General features: G+C 50.9%; 17 protein-coding genes and 1 riboswitch. Of the genes, 6 read left to right on the top strand and 11 right to left on the bottom strand.

The features are described from left to right. Position 1 precedes the first annotated feature (1 nt). The 3 genes from LQV63_RS07530 to LQV63_RS07520 all read right to left on the bottom strand — a co-directional run bounded on the left by LQV63_RS07530 (position 2) and on the right by LQV63_RS07520 (position 2,186). Complete coding sequence (locus LQV63_RS07530; protein ID WP_233696243.1) at positions 2-766, bottom strand: ABC transporter permease; 765 nt, start codon at positions 764-766, stop codon at positions 2-4. Beyond that, entirely contained in the window at positions 763-1,056 is a 294-nt protein-coding gene (locus tag LQV63_RS07525; protein WP_019420988.1) for a thiamine-binding protein, read from the bottom strand. Before LQV63_RS07525 ends, LQV63_RS07530 begins: the two co-directional genes overlap by 4 nt. A gap of 68 nt (positions 1,057-1,124) precedes the next feature. Then, positions 1,125-2,186 carry an ABC transporter substrate-binding protein gene (locus LQV63_RS07520; RefSeq protein WP_233696242.1) on the bottom strand — a complete coding sequence of 354 codons (1,062 nt, stop codon included), beginning with the start codon at positions 2,184-2,186 and terminating at the stop codon, positions 1,125-1,127. Positions 2,187-2,478: 292 nt separating this feature from the next. Next, positions 2,479-2,593: riboswitch (TPP riboswitch) on the bottom strand. A gap of 145 nt (positions 2,594-2,738) precedes the next feature. Between LQV63_RS07520 and LQV63_RS07515 the strand changes: the two genes are divergently transcribed. Next, positions 2,739-2,972, top strand: coding sequence for a hypothetical protein (locus LQV63_RS07515; RefSeq protein WP_233696241.1), 234 nt, complete (start codon positions 2,739-2,741; stop codon positions 2,970-2,972). Positions 2,973-3,172: 200 nt separating this feature from the next. Here the strand turns inward: LQV63_RS07515 and LQV63_RS07510 are convergent, their stop codons facing one another. The 6 genes from LQV63_RS07510 to LQV63_RS07485 form a co-directional block, all read right to left on the bottom strand. After that, the gene (locus LQV63_RS07510; protein ID WP_233696240.1) at positions 3,173-3,496 is read right to left on the bottom strand and encodes a hypothetical protein; all 324 of its coding nucleotides are present in this window, start codon (positions 3,494-3,496) and stop codon (positions 3,173-3,175) included. Between the two features lie 410 nt (positions 3,497-3,906). Next, positions 3,907-5,217 carry a sulfatase family protein gene (locus LQV63_RS07505; protein ID WP_233696239.1) on the bottom strand — a complete coding sequence of 437 codons (1,311 nt, stop codon included), beginning with the start codon at positions 5,215-5,217 and terminating at the stop codon, positions 3,907-3,909. A 15-nt stretch (positions 5,218-5,232) separates the two neighbouring features. Further along, positions 5,233-6,735, bottom strand: a complete 1,503-nt coding sequence (locus LQV63_RS07500) for a sulfatase-like hydrolase/transferase (protein ID WP_233696238.1) — start codon at positions 6,733-6,735, stop codon at positions 5,233-5,235. Between the two features lie 115 nt (positions 6,736-6,850). Next, a complete protein-coding gene (locus LQV63_RS07495) occupies positions 6,851-8,347 on the bottom strand; it encodes an ABC transporter substrate-binding protein (RefSeq protein ID WP_233696237.1) in 1,497 nt (498 codons plus the stop codon). 1,030 nt (positions 8,348-9,377) lie between these two features. Beyond that, on the bottom strand, positions 9,378-10,088 hold the full coding sequence (locus tag LQV63_RS07490; protein WP_019420417.1) for a queuosine precursor transporter: 711 nt from the start codon (positions 10,086-10,088) through the stop codon (positions 9,378-9,380). A 208-nt stretch (positions 10,089-10,296) separates the two neighbouring features. Continuing rightward, a complete protein-coding gene (locus LQV63_RS07485; RefSeq protein WP_233696236.1) occupies positions 10,297-10,845 on the bottom strand; it encodes a PadR family transcriptional regulator in 549 nt (182 codons plus the stop codon). A gap of 277 nt (positions 10,846-11,122) precedes the next feature. Between LQV63_RS07485 and LQV63_RS07480 the strand changes: the two genes are divergently transcribed. The 5 genes from LQV63_RS07480 (at position 11,123) to LQV63_RS07460 (ending at position 15,930) form a co-directional block, all read left to right on the top strand. Next, positions 11,123-11,626 carry an FMN-binding protein gene (locus tag LQV63_RS07480; protein WP_019420415.1) on the top strand — a complete coding sequence of 168 codons (504 nt, stop codon included), beginning with the start codon at positions 11,123-11,125 and terminating at the stop codon, positions 11,624-11,626. A gap of 201 nt (positions 11,627-11,827) precedes the next feature. Continuing rightward, positions 11,828-13,702: an FAD-dependent oxidoreductase gene (locus LQV63_RS07475; protein ID WP_233696235.1), complete on the top strand. Its 1,875-nt coding sequence runs from the start codon at positions 11,828-11,830 to the stop codon at positions 13,700-13,702. Between the two features lie 97 nt (positions 13,703-13,799). After that, positions 13,800-14,249, top strand: coding sequence for a hypothetical protein (locus LQV63_RS07470; protein ID WP_019420413.1), 450 nt, complete (start codon positions 13,800-13,802; stop codon positions 14,247-14,249). Continuing rightward, positions 14,236-15,231: a polyprenyl synthetase family protein gene (locus LQV63_RS07465; RefSeq protein WP_019420412.1), complete on the top strand. Its 996-nt coding sequence runs from the start codon at positions 14,236-14,238 to the stop codon at positions 15,229-15,231. The genes LQV63_RS07470 and LQV63_RS07465 overlap by 14 nt, the downstream gene beginning before the upstream one ends. Before the next feature lie 171 nt (positions 15,232-15,402). Next, entirely contained in the window at positions 15,403-15,930 is a 528-nt protein-coding gene (locus tag LQV63_RS07460) for a hypothetical protein (protein ID WP_019420411.1), read from the top strand. 468 nt (positions 15,931-16,398) lie between these two features. Here LQV63_RS07460 and LQV63_RS07455 read toward each other — a convergent pair whose 3' ends face one another. Together LQV63_RS07455 and LQV63_RS07450 are read right to left on the bottom strand one after the other, a co-directional pair. Then, positions 16,399-17,271, bottom strand: coding sequence for a UbiA-like polyprenyltransferase (locus tag LQV63_RS07455; protein WP_019420410.1), 873 nt, complete (start codon positions 17,269-17,271; stop codon positions 16,399-16,401). Between the two features lie 145 nt (positions 17,272-17,416). Continuing rightward, the gene (locus LQV63_RS07450; protein WP_233696234.1) at positions 17,417-18,715 is read right to left on the bottom strand and encodes an aspartate aminotransferase family protein; all 1,299 of its coding nucleotides are present in this window, start codon (positions 18,713-18,715) and stop codon (positions 17,417-17,419) included. Between the last annotated feature and the right edge of the window lie 9 nt (positions 18,716-18,724).

Raw genomic sequence — 18,724 nt, 5'->3', positions numbered from 1 at the left:
ATCACTTTTTGTCATCACGGCGCCAGTGGATCAGCACGCGCTCTAATGCGCGTACGACTCCGAACATCGCCAAGCTCAACAAGACGACGACCACAATCGCGACAAACATCCGATCGGTGCGGAACGCCGCCTTTTGCAGCACCATGTAATAGCCGATTCCTTTGTCTGTACCGAGCCATTCAGAAATAATGGCGCTCATGACGCTGTACGTCGCAGCAATCTTCAGGCCAGAGAACAGAGACGGCAGCGCATGCGGCAGCTCTAGCTTCCAGAATAGCTGGGCCCGCGTTGCGCCGGCCATGCGCATATAATTCAGCATCGTTCGGTCGGTCTGCGCCAGACCATCGAGCGCAGCCACGCATACCGGGAAGAAGCAGACGAGCGTGATGACGACAATCTTCGGCATCATGCCGAAGCCGAACCAAATCATGAGCAACGGCAAGAGCGCGATGGTCGGGATGTTCTGGCTGACGATGACCAACGGATAAATGGCGTCTTTGAGCCAGGGAATCGGATGAAGCAGAAACGCGAGCAGAAGCCCTACAGCTGCCCCGACTCCGAACCCTATGATAGTTAGCTTCAGCGTTGCGAGCGTATGCACCAGGAGGGCGCTCCCGTTGTCGGCCGCTTCCTTCATGATATCGAGCGGGCTCGGCAGCATCCATTTTTCTACGCCGGACACCATGACCCCGACTTGCCATAATAAGATAAATAGCAGGAACGCCGCCATGGGCGGTCCTGCCTTTGCGAGACGGCGTCGGTTCATGGCCGGTATTTCACCGTCAATTCATCCATCGTAATGCCGGAAGGCATGTACAAAATTTTGACCTGGGAAATGACGTTCAAACTACCCAATTCGATCATCGCTTCGTTCATCCGTTCAATGACCTGCATCAATTCACTCAGTTCGCCTTCCATCGTCGTTTCCAGCGGTCCCACTTGATACTTCACGCCTGAGGCTTGAATGACTTCGATCGCACGGTCCACGTAAGGGATCACATTTTCCCCATTCTTCGTCTTCGGAATAATTTGAATGCTCACTAAGCTGTTCGCCATTTTATTTCTCCTCCTTAGTCAAGTCTCCTATCCGTTCTGCACATTCCCTTCTCCTGTCCTTCTGGATGTTAAGCCGAAGGAAGGAAATCGTTCGTGTACGCTTTATCGATATCAATCGCTTTTTCCATCAGCTTGTGGTCGAGCAGCCAGTTCATGTAGTTGTCCCACACTTCCCGCTTCTGCTCGCCCCAACGTGCCGCATCATCCTGATATTTCGAGCTGAGCCATTTCTGGCTTGCCACAACCAAGTCTTTATCCAAGTCCGGAACGGCCTTCAAAAAAAGATCGGCTGCATCCTCCGGCTTGTCGATCGCGTATTGATAGCCTTTGGAGGTTGCGCGCATAAATGCTTTTATAAGTTCAGGATCCTCTTGAATCAGTTTTTCATTCGTCGCAATGACCGGAGTATAGTAATCTAATTTATCCGAGTATTGATTAACATACATCATATCTATCGGCTCATTGCGCAGCTCGGCTTCGATGCCCGTCCAGGCGTAGAAAATCCACGCGAAGTCGATATCCTTCTTCACGGCCGTAAAGAAATCCGCCGAACCCATGTTGACGTTCTTGATTTTGTCATAGTCCGCGCCTTCCTTCTCCATAAGAGAACGGATTACCATCTCTTCCACAGGAGAGCCCCAGCCCCCGTATGTTTTGCCTTCGAAATCCTTCGGCGTCTTAATGTTTTTGTCCTTCGGCGCTGCGAAGCCTGACGTATTGTGCTGAATGATGGCGGCGATGGACACAATCGGCACGTTCTGTACGCGCGCAAGTGTAATGCCCTCTTGAATGCTGATGCCGAACTGCGCTTCGCCGGAAGCGATCATCGCATCGGCTCCGCCGGTGCCCGGTTGGATAATCTCCACATTCAAGCCTTCCTCTTCATAGAAGCCCTGCTCCTTCGCTACATAGAGGCCGGTATGGTTCGTATTCGGCGTCCACTCCAGCACCACCTTGACGTCCTTCTTCTCCTTCGGCTGCTCCGTGTCTTGGTCTTGAGCACCGCTTTGCGCCGCCTCATTATTTTGAGGCGCTGCCTCTTGACCCTTTCCTCCGCATGCAGCCAGCACAACAGTCATCATCATGACAAGTGCGAGCAACCATCCGCGTGCCATCCGCGTTCTTTGCATCGTCAATCCCCCGCTTTTCTATTCGTTCATAACACTCTTTCGTTTCGTGCTTTTCAACGGCGTGACGACAACCAATGCATGCTATGAAAATAAAAAAAGCGCCCCTCATCGGGACGCTGTTCTGCCATTATATGCGTACATGCGAAAATGCATGGTGCGATGACCGCCATCTTCTCCTTCTTTCAAGTTAATGCTTGCCCGCCTCCGCTGCGTATAACCTTCGGAAGCCACTTGGCGTTCCAGAAGCGCAGCAAGTTACAGGACATCTGACAAGCATGAAACCTGATATTAGAGACGCGGTTCAACGTCTTTCCTACGCTGGCATTATCCAGATCAGGTGTAAGGGTCGGTATCTTTAATGGGATACAATCTCAGCCGGCCATATTCCAGCACCCCTAGCGTGCGTATATAGTTGTCGAAGTTTGCCGTTTCATTCGTAATTATAGTCCCCGGTCACCGTAAAGTCCAGCATTTTGGACCCGGATGAACCCCTTCGCCTACATCGTTTCTACACATTTTTCATGTACATTAATTCACAAGGAGGGATGAACAATGAAAAAGAGTGTCCTCGCCATTACCGTGCTGGCCACAGTCTTCGTCATGGGCACGGCTGCTTATGCAGCTGTGGATGATTCCGGGTTCGGGCAAATGCTGCCGTGGATGAAGCAAATGCATCCATCAATGAATGAAAATGAGTTGGAGCAAATGTATAACGATTGCCATGGACGAAACGGTGAACGGACGCGCGGCATGATGCAGAACGATATTCCGGCCGAATGGAGATAGAAGCATTTTCACAGTTGTGTTAAAAGAGAAACCCAATTCCGCAGGGAGTTGGGTTTCTCAATATTCTGTAACTGACTTAGTAATGGAAACTTTTTTCTTGTCTCCGAAATGATATAGCCATCCAACATAAACGTAATCGAGGCCTTTTGAAGATGGGCGACCACGTTTGAAGCAAGTTCTATGTGCTATCGTACCCTCTGTCAAATAGTAAGGTATTTCGACTCTTTATCATGAACGAAATGTTCCGTTCGTACAGTGGTGCGTTCAGACTGACGGGGAATCGCTTCATCCGACACTTTGCTCCGTTCTCCCCAGCCTTCAGGGGGCGGGCATTCCATGAGGGCTTCGTCCGGCACTTTGCTCCATTCTCCCCATCCTTCAGGGGGCGGGCGTTCCATGGGGGTTTCATCCGACACTTTGCTCCATTCTCCCCTTCCATCAGGAGGCAGGCATTCCATGGGGGTTTCATCCGACACTTTGCTCCGTTCTCCCCAGCCTTCAGGAGGCTGTACGCCAATGACCATTTCTGGTTAACTTCCAATATAATCGGACACCTCATGGCATGATCTCTATACGACACGGCATGTCCTATATCCTCGACATGATCCTTCCTGACTGTATGGGAGAATGGAGCAATGGACTATTGCACGGTAGCCCGACACTCGATATCATGTTTTCGTTTGCAAGGGACGGGGGTGCTGCCTTTCTGAATGAAGGGGAGAGTGAGGCAAGGGGTGGAAATGACATGCCTTCTCCGGGAAGGTAACGTGACGACTCCAAGGCAAAAGACATCTTCTATCCCGATTGTTTATAAACTCTATAGTGTAAAAGAAACCCGGCCGTGGGTCAGGTTTCTTTATATAGGGGATACGCACCTGCCAGTGCGTACTGCAAGCGCTTTGGACCTCCATGTTAACTATCGTCGGCTTCTCCGTCACCCCTCAGCCGTAAGCTCGTCATACCAGCGCTTTACATCCGCCGTCAGTCGTCCCGCCAGCTCAGGATGTTCCTCGGCCAAGTTGATGCGCTCGCCTGGATCGTCAGATAGGTCGGACAGATGAACTTCATCCGGCTGTCCCTTGTAGAAGTCCAGCATTCCGTTGAGCACAAGCTTCCAATTGCCTTCGCGCACGGCAAGCTGCTTGCCGTATTCCCAGTACAGCCGCTCGTGCGGCGAGGTCCCGGCTTGTGTCAGCATCGGCTTCAGACTGCGCCCGGCAAACGTGCCAGGGGCATACGGCACACCTGCCCAATCCAGCACCGTCGGCACTATATCAGCCATCATGACCGGCTCATCGTTCACGCTGCCGCATGTGCCGCCCCGAAGCGCATCCGGCACGTACAGAATGGCCGGCTCGCGGATGCCGCCGTCAAACAAGCTCGCCTTATGCCCGCGGAAGATGCCGGCGCTGCCGCCATAATATTCGTCCTCGCGTCCGTCCAGCCAGTTGCGCGCTTCCGAGGACGGCCCGTTATCGCTCGAAAAGAAGATGAGCGTGTTATCATATAACCCGGCGCGCTTCAAGGCCGCCACTACATCCCCAACTCCGTCATCGACCGCCGAGATCATCGCTGCCATCACTTGGCGATCCCAAGGCAAGTGCGCAAAGCGGTCCATATATTTCTGTGGCGCATGCATCGGATAATGCGGCGCATTATAGGCGACATAGAGGAAGAACGGCTTCTCTTCTTCCCCTGCTGCTTGAATAAATTCAACCGACTTCTCGGTAATGACCTCCGTCAAGTAAGCCCCGTTGTTCCACACTTCACGATCGTTGTCCCACAAGTCGTGCGTCGGATTCACTTCCGGCGAGCCATGATAGAAGATGTGGGAGTAGTAATCCACGCAGCCGCTTAAAAACCCGTAGTAATCGTCGAACCCGCGCTCGTTCGGACGCGCGCCTTCCCCTGCGCCAAGATGCCATTTTCCGTAGATGGCCGACCGGTAACCATGTGGCTGCAACAGCTCTGAAATCATCGGCACATCGCGATGCACGCCTGCAGTGTCCCGCTTGCCGCCGACGATATGGTCAATCCCGGCCCGCCGGGGATACTGTCCGGTAAGGAGCGAAGCACGGGACGGCGAGCAGACCGGGGAATTGGAATACCACTGCGTAAAGCGAATCCCCTTTTCCGCCAAATCATCCAAATGCGGCGTTCGTACAGCGTCCGATGCGTAGCACCCTAAATCGCCATATCCCAAGTCATCGCAATATATTAAGATTACATTTGGCTTTCTATACATTGCTGTAAGTCCTCCCTATTTGTCTCTTAGGCGCATGCGCACAAATTCAATAAGCAAACTGTCGTCATGCTCCTTCATCCATGAAGCCAACGCCTGCCGCATATCGGCCAACATATCGGCATAGGATGTGTGCCCAACCAGGTTAACTAACTCATGCGGATCGTCGCGCAGATTGTACAACTCGTCAATATCGCCGCAGTTGAATACATACTTGTAATCGCCGCGCCTAATCATACGCTGCGTGAACATGACGCCGCCAAGTCCAGCCCCTTCCGTGACGACCGATTCTGGCCAATCGTCTACCTCCTTGCCCTCTATGAAAGGCAACAACGAACGGCCATCCGTTCCTGCAGGAAGCTCATGAACGCCTGCACAGTCCAGCACGGTGGCATACAAGTCGCACATGCCTGCCATAGCGGACTCGCGCCGGCTTGCGGGCTGCCCATGGGATGGCTTAATGAGAAGCGGAATGTGGCACGTTTCGTCATACATGAAAAAGCCTTTGTCGCACAGTCCCCCATGGATGCCGAGCGATTCCCCGTGGTCGGCGCAGAACATAATAACGGTATTATCGTAAATGCCACGCTGCTTCAGGAAGTCAACGATGCGTCCGATCTGTGCGTCAATATGGGTCATGCTCGCATAATAGTGCTTCACGAAAAGCTCGAACACGCTCCAATCCGTCACCGGACTTCGTTTAATGTCATGTATGAGCGGCTTGCCCACTTCCTTTGCTTGGAAGTTCTGCCACGGCGGAATCGATATATTACGGTATAAATCCAGTGTGCTGCTGGGCGCAATATAAGGCTCATGCGGCCCCCAGTAATGAATGCCCATCATGAATGGCCGCTCTCTCTCCAGAAAACGTTCCATGTGAAACATGGCGCAATTTGTCAAATAATGCTCGATCGTCGTCTCAACAGGAGACGTCACTTCTGCCGCAAAATGACCTTCGTAATGCCCGCTGATGCGGTGCTCTATTTTCAGTTCCAGTCCGGCATCCGCCAAGTATTTCCTGAACTGCGGATAATTCCATCCGCCGCCCCCATGCCCAGGAAAGTCATCCCCCTCATAACCGACATCGGAAGGGAGGGAACGATGACCTGCCATGATGTCCGGGAACGCCACATGCTTCAAGTTGCGGTCGAACTTGGAGCGTTCCACCGGGCCTTGCCCGAGATGCCATTTGCCCGTATGTCCGATGCTATAATTCGTATGCCGCTGCAGTTGGCGGCTGAGCAGACTCGGACTGTCCGGAAGCTCGTTGACAATGCAGCCTAACGTGTACGTATTAGTCTGCATGCCGTGCTTGAACGGATACATGCCGGTCTGAAGCGAAGCTCTTGCCGGCGTGCAGACCGGACAAGTCGTATAGGCATTGTCGAATACCACGCTGTCTGCGGCTAACGCATCCAGATTAGGCGTCTGGCACAACGTATTCGGATCATAACAGCGCAGCGTGTCGCGGCGCTGTTGATCGGTGACGATCATAATGATGTTGGGACTCTGTTCGCTCACGCTTAGGCACCTCCTCTATGTGCGGGCTCCGTATAGTGCAGGTTCTATGAAAAGTGGATATAGCAAGAACAGCGAAGCCGAGCCTTTTCCGGCTGCGGCCTCGCTGTATATCCAATTATTGCTTTGATTTCTTCCACTCATCAATTTGACGCTGTGCTTCCTCCATCACTTTCTCAATGCCAGCCTGTTTATATTTTTCCATGGCCTTCGGCACATACACTTTCGGATCGACGGTTCCTGTCGTCAGTGTCTTCATGAATTCGTCCGTCACGTTCTGCACGGCCGCAATCTCGGTGCGAATCTTGGACGTATCCAGTGCAAAGCCAAGCAACGGCGCATTGATAGCTGAGTTGTTGAAATCATCGAACTTCTGCCATTTGTCTTTCGGATCTACCGGCAGCAAATCAAGCAAGAACAGGTTGCCCAGGGTGAAGGTCGGCAAATCGTAGCGTTCCTTCTTCGCAGGCAGCAGCTCAATCGTCTGATCGTCCACCCGCTTATAGTGCTCGCCTTCGATGCCGTAGTTAATCAGGTTGCGCAAATATTTGTCCGTGTTGAGCAGATTCAGGAATTCCATCGATTTCTCCGGATATTTCGATGTCGCAGAAATCGCCATCATCGACCCGGTAACGGACCAGTTGTATACTATCGGAGCCTCAGCCGGTTGAACGACGACTTTGTCTGGAATTCCCTCAGACCAGCTATTCTCCGCATACGGCTGGTAATGCGCCGTATCGACGAACCAACGTCCTGTCTTCAGCGCTTCACTCTGATTGGCATCGGTGTATGATGCGACATCGGACGGCAAGTATCCCGCCTTGTAGAACTTGCGCATCGTTTCGAACTGTGCCATCTGCTCTGGAGTATCCAGCGTAAGTTGAAGCTTCAAGTCTGTGGAATCAAGGGGGACGCCGATTGGAATATCCGCGTTAATGATATAATCGAACATTTGCGGCAGACCGATTTTGGAGTTGATCGGCTTGATGTTTTCTTTCTCAAGCACCGTCTTCAGCATTGGCTCCAAATCTTCAAGTGTCTTCACTTTTGTAATATCAAACCCATATTTATCGACCAGCGTCTTATTGAAGCGGAACACCCGCTGCGCCGGAAGCTCTTTGTTGACTGGAATCGCATACAGCTTGCCGTTAATCTTCGCCCCTTCAAGGAAGGATGGGTGGAGCGCTTCCTTAATGCCTTTTCCGTATTGGTCCACCAAATCATTCAGTTCAAGGAAGGCTCCCTTTTGCGAGTTGTTAATATAGTTAAATGCCCAGGAACAAGTAAATGCAATATCATACGGCTCGCCGGAAGCAGCAATAACTTGCATCTTCTGGTCATAATCGCCCCAATCCAGCATCTTCATCTTGATGGTGGCGCCGATTTTCTCTTTCGTATATTCGTTCACTTTCGCCATGACTTTGTCTACATCCGACTGCGGAGTGCCAATCGTGTACCAGATAAGTTCGACGGGCTTCTCATCCTTCTTGGCCGTTTCGCCGGAAGCATCGCCCGGCTTGGCCCCGGAAGAGCTGTTGCCGCATGCCGCTAGCACCATCGATGACATGAGCACCATAATGAGAGTGAGCAGTAATGTCTTCTTTCCATGTTTCATAGTAAATCCCCCTTGCTGCAAGATGGTGTGCTAAAGCTGTTAACCTCAGTTGATAGTATCTTACCCTTGCAAATGGACTTCATGAGCTATAATGGAATTACTGCAATAAGCGAGGTGAAGGATTACAAACGATGCGGAATGCATCGCCCTCCAACTTGTAATCGCTTACATTGTTTATATCTTTATTATATTTGACCTATTGAATAGAATCAATCTAATTTTCTTACCATTACACTTCCGATCACTTACACTCCAGGCTGCCACTACTTATCCCTTGACGCTGCGCGATGCTCGGAGGCAGCTAGTCGCAGCAATGACTGCAGATAGAATGCAATCTATCATTTCCACGAAGCCAAACAAGCACCTCCCCGCATCGGTTCATTGCGGTCCAGGAGGGCTTGTTTTAATTAAAATGGGAGTTCTGCATGCATAAGCATGTACAACCTGACCCGCTATTTGCACAGCAGCTTATTCGCTTTCACTGTGGCAACATGAACGAGCCCCTATTCTTTGCGAAGGTTTTATGAAGCCGCGAGAAAACCTCTAGCGAGACCTTTCAAAAGATGGGGGATCGCGTTTAGACTGACGGGGATTCGCTTCATCCGACCCTTTGCTTCGTTCTCCCCTTCCGTCAGGCGACGGTACGCTCGGGGGGCGACATACAACCCTTTGCTTCATTCTCCCCTTCCATCAGAAAACGGCACACCTTAAGGAAAACGCTGGTTCAACGCCATCATGCTCAACCGTTTATACACTGGTATCTATGCAACACGTCATGCGCCTTGGCCCCCTCGTTATCCTTCCTGACTGTATGGGAGAATGAAGCTAAGAGCCGTTCTAGGAAAGTCTGGACCGAAATCATGGTTTCGTTTGAAAATAGGGGCTGAATTTCTGAATGATGGGGAGAGTGAAGCAATGGGTGTACAGGCATACTTTCTCCAGGAACGGGAACGCCTAAAAGCCTGCCTTCCTTTTCATACAAAAGGAAAACAGGCCAGCAGGCCGAACCTATAGGGCTGACTCGGATGCGTCAGTTAGAAGTCCGATCCCGCTCCAGATAGTCAGGCACACGGAAGCTTCTTGCCCAATACAGAAACGGTGTCGATGCAATGGATAAGATTAGCTTCACCACGTAAGTGGTCAAAAAGATCTGGAACCAGACGTCCCACGTATATAATCCGGAACCGGCAAAGGCAATCGTGCAGAAAACGAGAGAATCGGCCAATTGACTAATACCGGTGCTTCCGTTGCTGCGAATCCACAGCTGGTTTGCTTTCGGATATTTTGCCCTTACCAAGGCAAACAGCTTCACGTCGAGAAATTGGCTGACAAAATATGCCGTCAAGCTGCCTAGCGCCAGACGCGGCATGAGACCGAAGATCGTTTCGAGCGACGGCTGGGCAATGTCGGTTGGCTGCGGCGTGAAGACGAGCGCCATCTGCATGATGACCGTCGTCATAATAAGCGTAAAGAATCCGAACCATACGGCACGGCGCGCTTCCTTCGGCCCGTACTTCTCGTTCAGTAAATCAGACGTCATGAACAGGCTAGCATTGGCCGTATTGCCAAGCGTCATGACGATGCCAAACATTTCGATCGTCTTAGCGACTTGAATGTTCGCGATTACGGTCATTACTCCTATCCAGGCATATAAGCCGTACTTCCCGAACAGCCGGTAGCAGAGCAAAAAGAACGCAAAGTTCGCCAAAACGAACGTGACGCCCCACACAAAATTAAACATGATGCAATCCCCTTTAGTTTTGATTACGCGGGATGGTTTCGAACCGCGACGCCTTGCCGCAACATCATCTACAGATGGGATAGTGCCGGGCGCAGTCGTTAACTTTAACATAAATGAATGAGAAAGCCAATACAAAAATCGCATGTCCGGAGTGCTTGGAACCAGACATGCGAAGAGATTTAATTTCCTTATTCATACGAATGACTATTCAAGACGGCATCTCCCAAAACTCATGGCCCTGGTCAGATTTCAAATAATCTATCCCCTGCTGCATGACTTTGATTTGCGCCTGGTAGTCCTGCATGCCGAACTGTATCGAAATGAGGCGCGGCGGCGAAAAATTCGTCTTATACTCCTCATATACTTCTTCTAACTGCTGCAACAGCCGGATTCGCTCGCTCATCCCCTCTTCCAGCCAGCGAATCAAATCATCCGTGCTTCCGTATTTCCCAAAATATAGTCGGGCCAATATATCTGAACGATAAAAGTCCGCCTGAATCGGAGAGGCTAAGTACTGCTGAAACTGCTGCTCGCCAAGATCGGTAATCGTGAACAGGTGCTTGTCCGGCTTGCCCTCCTGCATAACGGTCTCCTTGACGATCATGCCGGATTTCTCCAATTGCTTCAGTGCCGGATAGACGGAACCATAGCTGGCATCAAAAAAATGGGATAACTCTATTTCATATTCCTGTTTAATGTCATATCCCGACTTAGGACCTTGCATGAGCAGACCGAGTACGATGTCTTTCGCTTGCATGTTCTTTTCACCTCATTGTTTGTTCGGCAAAGTTTGTTTTTGCAAAGAGCATGTAGGTGTTGACATATGATCCGAATGCATCTGATTTTACGGTGTCTTTATTGTATAAGATAGAGGCTAACATGGCAAAGTATGGTGTAGAGTATTTTAAAAATTGTTTATTTGGTGTGACATTTATCACATCTAAAATATGGACTCGATGTTATAATTGGGTTGTCAAAAGGTTAGTTAAAATTTTCACAAAGTATTTTTTAATAAGGAAAAGGTGGGGACTGAAATGAAAAAGAAACTTGTACTGTTGTTATCCGCAGTATTGGTCGTAGGCATGCTGGCTGGCTGCGGCGATAAGAAAGAAGAAGCGAAAGAACCTGCAACAGGCACGGAAACAACTACTGACACTAACACAGCTACGGAAGCTCAATACAAAGATGGCGACTACCATGCCGAAGCAGCTGACTTTGACGAAAAATCCGGCTGGAAAGATACCCTCGACATTACTGTAAAAGATGGCAAAATTACAGCAGTTAACTGGGACGCTGTCAGCAAAGACGGCGGCAAAACAAAGAAAGAATTGGGCGAAGAGTATGGCATGAAAAAAGCCGGATCTGAGTTCGAATGGAGCGAGCAAGCCAAGAAAATGGATGAAGAATTGATCGCGAAGCAAGATCCTAAAGCTGTTGCAGTTAACGGCGAAGGCAAAACAGACGCTGTATCTGGCGTATCCATCCACGTAAGTGGCTTCGTGCAATTGGCTGAACAAGCGTTGGCTCAAGCGAAGTAAGACGAATCTCTTATCTTCCTTGATGGAAATAGGTAAGACTTTGGAAGCTCCGCTGTAGGAAAGCAAGATGGTCAACGAGCATGCTTTGGACGGCTTGGTGAAAAACATCATTGCTTTTTTACTCGCGGGGCTCCATTGTTGATAGCATGAAGTTCAATTTTTAACCATTTACAAATAAATAGCTATCGCAGGGGTGAAACCATGAAAAAGATCGTTGTCTTGGGCGGCGGTTACGGTGGGGTCCTGACGGCGAAGAAGCTGGCGAATCGTCTAAAAAAAGACAAAGACGTCAGCATCACGCTGATAGACCGCAAACCTTTCCATACGATGATGACCGAGCTGCACGAAGTTGCGGCCTGCCGTGTTGATGAAGAAGCCATCAAGATGGACCTGAAGCAAATCTTTGCCGGTCGCAAAGTAGAAGTCGTATTGGATGAAGTTACGAATATCGATTTCGACGGCAAGGCATTGAAAGGCAAGAAAAAATCTTACGATTATGATTATCTCGTAATCGGTACCGGGTGCAAGCCATCCTTCTTCGGCATTTCCGGTGCGGAAGAGAACTCATTCTCGCTGTGGTCCTTCGAGGACGCAGTCGTATTGAAGCATCAAATCCGTCAAATGTTCATGGATGCAACGAAAGTATCGGATCCAGAACTGCGCAAGCAAATGCTGACATTCGTCGTCGTCGGCGCCGGGTTTACCGGTGTGGAAATGATCGGCGAATTGGCGGAATACCGTGAAGAGCTGTGCCACGAGTTCTGTGTGGACGAGTCAGAAGTTCGCCTTGTCGTAGCCGATATGGCTCCGAAGATTTTGCCTATTCTGCCGCAGAATCTGATTGACAAAGCGGATAAATATCTCCGCAAAATGAAGGTTGAAATTGTAACCGGGGCTAAAATTTCCGGTGTTACGCCGAATTCCGTCGTTCTCGGTGAGAACAACGAGATCAAATCGAGCACCGTCATTTGGACGGCCGGTGTCGAAGGTTCCGACCTCGTCGGCAACCTCGACGTACAGCAGCAAGGGCGCAAACGTATTTTGACGAACGACAAGCTGCAGTCCGTTGACCATGAAAATGTGTATGTTGTCGGCGACAACATCTTCTATATTCCGGAAGGCGAAGAGCGTCCCGTTCCGCAAATGGTCGAGAACGCAGAGCATTCCGCGGGTCTCATCGCCCACAATATCACTTGTGACATCAAGGGCGGAACGAAGAAGTCCTACAAGCCTACGTTCCACGGTACGATGGTGTGTATCGGTGGCCGTTATGGGGTAGCTGCCGTGGGCACGCCGAAGAAAATGTTCCACTTCTCAGGCTTCATGGCGATGTTCTTCAAACATATGATCAATATTGTGTACTTCTTGCAAGTACTCGGATTCCATAAGATTTGGTCTTACATGATGCACGAATTCTTCCATGTTAGAAACCGCAGAAGCTTCGTCGGCGGTCACTTCTCGAAACGTTCGCCGAATTTCTGGCTCGTTCCGCTGCGGATTTATATCGGTGTCATGTGGCTGATGCAAGGCTGGGAAAAAGGCGCAAAATTGCTGAAGGATCCTTCCCAGATGTTCTTGATCCCGCCTAAGGCGATGGACGGCGTAACGGCTGCTTCGCAAGCGGTGGATGCGGTGCATTCAACCGTAGATGCTCAGACGGCGGCATCGGCCGTAGAGGGCGCAAGCTCGGCCATCAAAGCGATTCCAGTGCCTAACTTCATTAAGGGTATTGTGGATTGGTCGATGGATTTAATGTTCTACACGCATGACGGCGGCTATACGACGATGGCTTACATTTTCCAAGGCTGCATGGTTGCGGCTGAAGTCATCTTCGGCATTATGCTCATCTTGGGCTTGTTCACAGCTATCGCTTCGATAGCAACATGTGCAATGGGCGTCATGATTTACACGTCCGGTATGGCTCCTTATGAAATGTTCTGGTACTTCTTCGGCGGCATCGCGCTTATCGGCGGTTCCGGCAGCACGTTCGGTGCGGATTACTATCTGTACCCTCGCCTGAAACGAATCTGGAAGAAGATACCGTTCGTGAAACGTTGGTACCTTTATACGGATTAATACGTAAATAAGAATAGTCTTTATTGCATATAGGAAAAGTAATGTGTACCATGTGTCACATTACTTTCCTTATTTCTGAGGGAAGCGGGGGGTTCCCATGAATCGGCAACTCATAATGGAAACAGGTCGGCTCCTGACGCAAGAGATGCCGCCTGAAGCAGGCATCCGATTGACGGTCGGAAGCGATGAACATTTCTTGTTGGATATGGCGAGCGCGCTGCATGCCTACGATATGGAGCCAGATGAGCGGCGGGCGCTGCTCGGCTGCTATTGGCTGCTTCGTCAAGCCATGCGCACCCATCAGCATGTTCCTGCCGAGGAACAACTTGCGGGTAAAACCGTATTGGACGGCGACTTTTTGATGAGCATGTATTACCAATTCGCCGTTCGCCACGGACAGATGAAGCTCGTCATCGACTTGGCCACAACGAACAAGCGCATTCAGATTCGGCGCGCGGAAGGCAACACGACGGATATGCTTCTGCACCAGCGCATATGCCGGTTTCTAGCGAAGCATTACAAGCAGGTGGCTTATGAAGTCATATAACGATTCGCTTCACGAGCAGTTGAATATCCCGCTGCAGCGCATTAATCGCGATTTAGAGCGCATCGTTCTGCACGATCCGGATGTATCCTCCCGATCCATTGTCGCTCAAAGCGTCTTGGAACTCATCCGTGCAGGCGGCAAGCGCCTTCGTCCGATGATGACGATCGTAGGCAGCCGATTCGGCACTGAGCCGGAATCCGACGACGCATACCGTCTTGCAGCTGTCGTCGAGCTTATCCATGCGGCCTCGCTCGTTCATGACGATATTTTGGACCAGGCGGATATGCGGCGTGGCCAACCGGCCCTGCACCGCAAGACGGGTATATATAAAGCGGTGCATATCGGCAATTACATGATGAGCCGTGTCATCGAGCTGATGACTTCCAACGTCCAAGAGCCCGAACGTTACATTCAGGATGTAGCGTCCGTGACGACGACCCAGCTATGCATTGGCGAATACCAGCAGATGCATCATCGCTACAATTTCGAGCTGTCGCTTGATGAATACTGGGAGAAGACGCGCAACAAGACCGCGCTCCTAATGGCGACATGCTTGCAGGTCGGGGCGAAAGCCTCCGATGCCGACGACAGGGTATCGGAGCTGCTCTATGCCTTCGGCGACCATCTTGGCATGGCGTTTCAAGTTCGCGACGATATTATGGACTTTACCAAGTCTGCGGAACAATTGGGCAAACCAGCCGGTGCGGACCTTCGCAACGGCCATGCAACACTGCCTGTCATATTAGCAATGAAGGACGAGGCTGTAGCGAGCAGGCTGCGCGAGCTGCGTTCGACTTCACCTGATGCGGCGTTCGACGAGGCTATTGAATTCATTCGCGCCAGCGGCGCATTGGACCAAGCGCTGTTGATGAGCCATGACTTTATGCAACGGGCATGGGGCATCATTGATCAGCTCTCGGATTTCAACGCTCATGAGGATTTAAGAACGCTGTGGAACTACTTCGAAGAACGAACTTACTAACGATATCATGAGTGGAAAGCCGAACCCTTTTTGTGAAGGGCTTCGGCTTTATTGTTATCTTCATTTACAAATTGTACCGTTTACTCTTTTGCGCGTTAGGGCAAGGTGGTATTATGTTAATGTGCAGTTTGCTTGTCAAGCTATCACATCTTAGACAAAGGGGGATCGACAATGAAGCCTCGACGATTTGTAATCGAAGCCGTGATGTTAGCGGTATACGGTCAATTATTTACTCCCAAGCGCCCGGTGGAGTATATCATTCCTTACACGACCATTATGGAATTGTATGAGATGCGTTTAGAAGGCGATCAGGTGATGCCCGATCCTGAAGATGACGTACATGCCAAGCAGCAGATTGAGCAGCTCATTACTTTTTTCGAGAGTGAGCTGAATAAAAAGAAAATCGAACGTGCCTTGACGGTGCCTTGGCGTCAAAGCCCACCGCTGCTTCTGCAAGAAAACGTCTCCTGCATCATCGTGAATGCCATGGACAATGCCCGCTATGGAGAGCTGTTCGATCCAGTGGAGACTGAACTTATTCTTACTGCATTACGCGAACAAGCTCCCCTGCTCACGGATCAATTCGAGTTTGTCGGCCGTCTAATCGAGAATGAAATTCCAATTCCGATATATGATATCGATGACCTTGATTATGCACTAGAGCAAGAGGACGCCAAAGGCGATTCCAACATGAAATAGCGACAACCCGCCCCTTCGCTGTCAGGAGGCGGGTTGTTGTTGTTTAAATGATTTATTTTCGCTGGAGCCTATGTGAAAATATCTCTGTTCATCCGTCCCCCTCTTCGCCAGATCCACGGTACAAAATACAGTCCCCATGACTTTTAATGGCCTTATCCGTGCATTTCGCTGTACATTTTCCAATGGAGCTTACTACGACCGCGGGAAACAATGTAGTTCAATTTTATATAGAGGGTGCGGCTTCGAAAATACTGAACATACTAGCGCTGGGCGTATAGAAGTTGATGTAACTCTCTATTTTATCAGTTATGTCATACGACATACCCGACGAACTGCAAATGTACATTCGTTTTCACCATTTTTTCTAATAAGAGCCTGAAAAACTGCAAAAATGCAATCGAAGTGTTCATTAACATGAAAAAGGGAAGCCATGCCGGGATATCGGAGCATGACCTCCCCTTGCTTATGTTATCGCAGAAAATAATCGGCCATCGTACAGAACAGGATGACCATGCTAATGACTTGGTTCAGGTTATATGACGCTACATTCATTCGTTGGCGGCTCGATGGCTTGATGATGTTGTGTTCAATCGCGAGCAGCACGACGGCAGCTCCGATGCCTGCCAAGTAAAGCCAGCCTAGGCCTTGTATGAAGAACAGAGCGAGCAGCAGCACAATCATAATCGTATGCAGCGAGCGGGCGATGAAGAGAGAATCTTCGTACCCGAATATGCTCGGCACCGACCACAACCCCGTCTTGCGGTCGAATTCAATGTCCTGCGTAGCATAGATAATATCGAAGCCCGCGATCCAGAGCATGACGATGGTTCCCAGAATGAACGGCGTAACGGCGAACTGCCCCGTTACCGCGAACCAGGCGCCGACTGGCGCGGAAGCAATCGTAAAGCCCAAGTACAGGTGGCATAGCCATGTAAACCGCTTCGTGTATGAATACGAGCAGATGAGCACAATCGCTACTGGCGACAGCCAGAGACAGAGCGAATTGAGCATGCCTGCCGCTAAGATGAAGATAGCGAAATTAATGATGACGAACAGCGTCACTTCGCGTTCCCGCAGCAGCTTGCGCGGCATATGGCGGTGCGCGGTGCGCGGGTTCGCTTCGTCGAAGCGCCGATCCACGAGTCTATTAAAGGCGTTCGCTCCATTCCGAGCTCCTATAAGCGCGATCAGCGACCACAGCATCACATGCGCCGAAGGTATGCCGCCTGCCGCCCAGACCATGGAGATGACGGCAAACGGCAGCGAAAACAGCGTATGCGAGAACATGACAAGCTCGCCGAACATGCGCGTCTTCCGGAATACTTTCTGAATCATTTCCATGAGTTGCTCCTCCATTACGGGACGTTCCGGCATTGTCTCTCAACTATTAAAGTCAAAACGGAATAGTCGAGCCTGATGAGGAACGCCCATATCCGCTTAAACCTGATGCCTGCGACGCCCGCATGACTTACGGCTGAACGCCGGCCTAAATGCCAGCCAGCACGTCATCCAGCTCGGTCAGCATCGACTTGATATTTTCTTCCGTCATGACGATCGGCGGCTGAAATGCGAGCACGTTGCGGCCCACACCATTCTTCCCGATAATGAAGCCCCGATCCTTCATCGCTTCAAGCACGCGGTCCGTCAATGCCGCGCTCTCACCATCATCTGCACCGCACAGCTCGGCACCAAGCATCATGCCCTTTCCGCGCACGTCGGCGATCATTCTGTGCTTCGCTTGGAGCTTTTGCAGTCCCGTCTTCAATAAGCCGCCTAGACGCTCTGCTCGTTCCACCAAGCCTTCCTGCTCAATATAGTCCAATACGGCGAGCGCAGTCACTGACGATACTGGATTGCCCCCGAACGTCGATGCAGATGCGCGGTTGAAGCTGGCCGCGATCTCATCGGTCGTGGCGAAGGCACCGATAGGTATTCCGTTGCCGAGCGCTTTCGCCATGGACATGATGTCCGGCACGACGCCGTAATGGCTCATGGCGAACATGCTTCCCGTACGGCCGAACCCGGTCTGAATCTCGTCGGCGATGAGGAGGACGCCATATTGCTCCAGCAATGCCTTCACTTCGCGGAAGTACCAATCCGGAGGCGCGATCATGCCGCCGTTCCCTTGAATTGGCTCTACGATCATGGCCGCAATCGTGTCGCCCTTCTCTGCGAGCACTCGCTTCAATGCCTCAATCGAACGGCGCGCAGCCGTCTCGTCATCGGTCGTCGGATCATACGGACGCGGGATGAAGGTTACGCCCTGATCAAGGTGATCGTCGGAACGCCACATCGGAATGCCCGTCACGCCCATCGTCAAGAAGGTGCGTCCATGCAAGCCTTGCTCCAAGGCGATGAAGTCACGGCACTTCGTATGCAATCTGGCCAGCAGCATCGCGCCCTCATTCGCTTCTGAGCCGCTGTTGCAGAAGAAGGTCCGCTTCAGATTTCCAGGCAGAATCCCGTTCGCGAGCCGTTCCGCCAAGTCTGCCATCGGTTGGGTCAAATAGATGGTAGTCGTATGCTGCAACGTCTGCAGCTGCTTGATTGTCGCATCCGTAATGCGGGGATTGCAGTGCCCGCAAGCTACAACCGATACGCCGGCAAAAAAGTCCACATACTGTTTTCCCGTATCGTCGAACAAATATTGCATGGAACCGCGCACGATTTGCGGCGGATTGCTATAAAAATGATGCGTACACGGGAAGAAATATTGCTTCCGCTTCACGATGACGCCCTCCGGTCCGATATAACCGTTCTCTTTATCTTTTCCAGTGTCTATCACCTTTCATCC

Source organism: Paenibacillus profundus, assembly GCF_021369635.1.
In the GTDB taxonomy this organism is placed as follows: Bacteria; Bacillota; Bacilli; order Paenibacillales; family Paenibacillaceae; genus Paenibacillus_B; species Paenibacillus_B profundus.
Note: the sequence above shows the minus strand (reverse complement) of the source record. Positions and strands in the feature narration are given on the sequence as shown.